This window comes from Pontibacterium sp., from assembly GCF_041587635.1.
Taxonomy (GTDB): Bacteria; Pseudomonadota; Gammaproteobacteria; order Pseudomonadales; family Balneatricaceae; genus Pontibacterium.
The window spans coordinates 1-3,548 of record NZ_JBFGYC010000430.1; the positions used below are offsets into that span (position 1 = coordinate 1).

Annotated in this window: 4 protein-coding genes; all 4 read right to left on the bottom strand. The window is 44.6% G+C overall.

Translation table 11 applies throughout. The annotated features are described in order from the left end of the window. Nucleotides 1-1,176 (bottom strand): aspartate-semialdehyde dehydrogenase (locus ABYW01_RS16870; protein WP_372834946.1); only part of this gene is annotated, 1,176 nt, incomplete at its 3' end. 32 nt (nt 1,177-1,208) lie between these two features. Further along, nucleotides 1,209-2,102 carry a dTDP-4-dehydrorhamnose reductase gene (gene rfbD / locus ABYW01_RS16875; RefSeq protein WP_372834948.1) on the bottom strand — a complete coding sequence of 298 codons (894 nt, stop codon included), beginning with the start codon at nt 2,100-2,102 and terminating at the stop codon, nt 1,209-1,211. After that, a complete protein-coding gene (gene rfbC, locus ABYW01_RS16880; protein ID WP_372834951.1) occupies nt 2,099-2,635 on the bottom strand; it encodes a dTDP-4-dehydrorhamnose 3,5-epimerase in 537 nt (178 codons plus the stop codon). The genes rfbD and rfbC overlap by 4 nt, the downstream gene beginning before the upstream one ends. Nucleotides 2,636-2,637: 2 nt before the next feature. Beyond that, nucleotides 2,638-3,513, bottom strand: a complete 876-nt coding sequence (gene rfbA / locus ABYW01_RS16885) for a glucose-1-phosphate thymidylyltransferase RfbA (protein WP_372834954.1) — start codon at nt 3,511-3,513, stop codon at nt 2,638-2,640. Between the last annotated feature and the right edge of the window lie 35 nt (nt 3,514-3,548).

The window sequence follows — 3,548 nt, forward strand, 5'->3', positions numbered from 1 at the left end:
ATCCTTCGCATGATCACTTAACTCTTCTCTATATCGGTTATAAAATGCTAACGAATAATACGCCCAAGCTTGAGTCCACCGCGTATAATTAATTGCATTTGTAAACCATCGCGTCTTTTGATAGACAAATTGATGACTCTTAGGTAGATACAATGTACTGATTGCACGATCTATGACTTTGTTACACAGCGCCAATTCAGACGCCCCCCCTACTGTCAAGAGGGTAATCAACGCCTGGGCTACGTTGTGGTAATCCAACGGATAGGCTTTATTGTGGTAATACTTTGCCGTCCCATCCTCTGTAAAGAAGTTTTCTTTATAGAAGTCTAAGCCTTTTGAAATATTACTTTTGAACTCGTCGCTACCGAGTAAAATGCCTATCCGGTTAAGAGCTTCAAGATTATATCCCGTGTGAAAGCCGTCAATAAATTGATGGTGATGACGAGATCCATATACCCAAGCCCCATCCTCGCGCTGATGCGCCACAGAATATCGAGCCACCTCTAGTGCTTGAGATACGATCTCTTCACGCCCCAAAAGGAGTCCCGCTTCCACACACCACGCAGCCCCCCAAAGACTAGCATTGTGGACAAACGTGTTCTCTCCAGGAATGTACGCATAGAAATCACCGTCGTCGGTCTCCGTGTGCAAAAATTTAGAGATAAAATAAGCGGACTCTAACGCGGCCTCAATGAAGCGAACCTTAGAGGCAACATCCCCCAACTCTCTCAATGCACGAGAAACATAAACAGTAGTAATAACGTTCGGCTTGCCTGCTGGCACAAAGAATGCTCTGGCTTGCCAATCGAAGTGGTACCCCCAACAACTATATCTCCACTCTTCACGATTGCTTCTTTCATCTAACAGCCAATCTCCAAGATCGATAGCCTCAGTAAGATATTCGCCATTACCTGTACGAGCGTAATCTTCTAAAAGCCCGAGTATAAATAAGGCAACCCCCTTAGGATTACGTTTTTCCGGAACTTTCAAAATGCTACGCATGTTAACTGGAGACCGCTTCCCCAATTGAATCCAGACCAAACGTACTAATTCACTTTTTTTTAACGACGTATTACGCAGGACTTCGCTATTCAGAGAATCGAAAGGATCATATCCAGCAAACGCCTTCCTTCTAGCAGAGCTCAGAAGATGATGACTAATATCGATCGTGCTCATTTCAAACACCATTTAATGTCATAACTCGTAGGTTAGCGATTACCATTAAACTTCGGTTTCGCAGATAGTATTTCAGTAATTGCGTTTTTCCAATTGCTAAGCCTTACTCCATAGACATCTTGGATTTTGCTGCAATTTAATACTGAGTACTGCGGGCGACGAGCCACTGTAGGGTATTGATCAGTGCTTAACTTTTGCAATTTCGGACGACTCTCGAGCACGGACATCTGAACAGCTTTTTCAAAAATTTCATGGGCAAACCCATACCATGAAACCTCCTCGTCACCGGAATAGTGAAAAGTCCCCCACTCCATTTGGCGCCCACGGATATAGGCGTTACATATCTTTACAATTGCATCAGCTAAATCACCTGCAAAGGTCGGGCACCCAACTTGATCAAAGACAACACCGAACTCACTTTTCTTGGCCGCTAAGCGCAACATTGCTGACATGAAGTTATGATCAGTTTCACTAAACAACCAACTGGTCCTAATATTTAGGAACCGCCCCTTGCTTTCCTCAAGCAACAACTCTCCGGCTCTTTTTGAGGCCCCATACACGCCAAGTGGAGTTGTTATATCTGTCTCCACATAGGGCCTCCCCAAGCTCCCGTCGAAAACATAGTCTGTTGAGATATTTATTAACGGGCACTCTAGCAAACTCGCAAGCTGTATTAAGTTCGAAACACCCGTTTCATTTACACAGTAGGCCTGCTGCGGCTCACTCTCAGCCGCATCCACAGCTGTATACGCTGCAGCATTTATAATAAGCTCTGGACACTTCTCTGAAAACGACATCACTGAATCCAAAGAAGTAATATCAAGCACCGACGAGCTACAAGCTACCACACCAAAACCCGACTCCCGTAGCTTTGATAAAAGTATTCCACCAAACTGACCAGAGGCACCTACCACCAACACTTTCATTTAAATAGCTCCGCCAACAGAAGTCCCTCTTGATCCTTAGAGGAAAGCACCGGGGAATCAACAGGCCATTCAATACCTATATCCGGGTCATCCCAAGCTAAACAACCTTCATCTGCGGGATCATAATAGTCTGTACATTTATACTCGAAATCTGCAATATCAGATAAAACGACAAAGCCATGAGCCAACCCTGGAGGTACCCATAACTGCTTCTTATTATCCTCATTCAAGATAGTACCAAACCATCTTCCAAATGTTGGTGATCCCTCACGTATATCAACTGCAATATCATAGACCTCCCCCCTCACAACCCGAACCAACTTACCCTGAGGGCGAAGTTTTTGGAAATGAAGTCCTCGCAAAACACCTTTCGCGGAACGGGAATAATTATCTTGTACAAATGGGAGCCCTATTTCGGCAACCTCGCTGTAGCGACGAGCCTGAAAAGTCTCCAAAAAGAAGCCTCTTTCATCTCCATGTACCACTGGTTCGATAACGACTACACCTGGGATTTCCGTTTGAATAACATTCATTTTTATTTTCCGTGCAATAGCCCCTGGAGGTATCGTCCATAACCTGTTTTGCTGAGGGATTGGGCAGTCTTCTCTAGAGCATCTACCGTGATCCAGTTTTGGTGGAAAGCTATTTCTTCCAAGCAAGCAACTTTCAAGCCCTGACGGTGTTCAATAGTCTGAACAAACTGACCTGCTTCCAACAGCGAATCATGCGTTCCTGTATCCAACCATGCGAAACCACGACCCAATAATTGAACCTTTAGATCGCCCTGAGAAAGGTAAGTACTGTTCACATCGGTAATTTCGAGTTCACCTCGCGAAGACGGCCGAATAGACTTCGCTATATCGACAACCTGATTGTCATAAAAATAAAGCCCAGTAACCGCATAGTTTGATTTTGGGACCGAAGGTTTCTCCTCAATACTAATTGCCCTACCTCCCTCATCAAACTCGACAACACCGAAGCGTTCGGGGTCTGTAACGTGATACCCAAAAACGGTTGCACCACTACTTACTTTCACAGCATCGTGAAGTTTGTTTGAAAAATGCTGCCCATAGAAAATATTGTCCCCGAGTATTAAGCAACATGGATCATTTCCAATAAACTGCTCTCCGATTAAGAAAGCTTGGGCTAAGCCATCGGGGCTAGGCTGTTCCGCATAGTGAAGAGAAACACCAAATTGCTCTCCATCTCCAAGCAGCTTCCGAAAGCTGGGCAGATCATCTGGGGTGGATATAATTAATATTTCTCTAATCCCTGCTAACATCAGCACCGACAGGGGATAGTAAATCATCGGTTTATCATATATTGGCAACATTTGCTTCGACACACCCTTAGTTATCGGATGCAGTCGCGTCCCGGATCCACCGGCTAATATAATTCCTTTATACGTCATAGCGAGTTAACTCCCTCTTCATTTACACCAATACG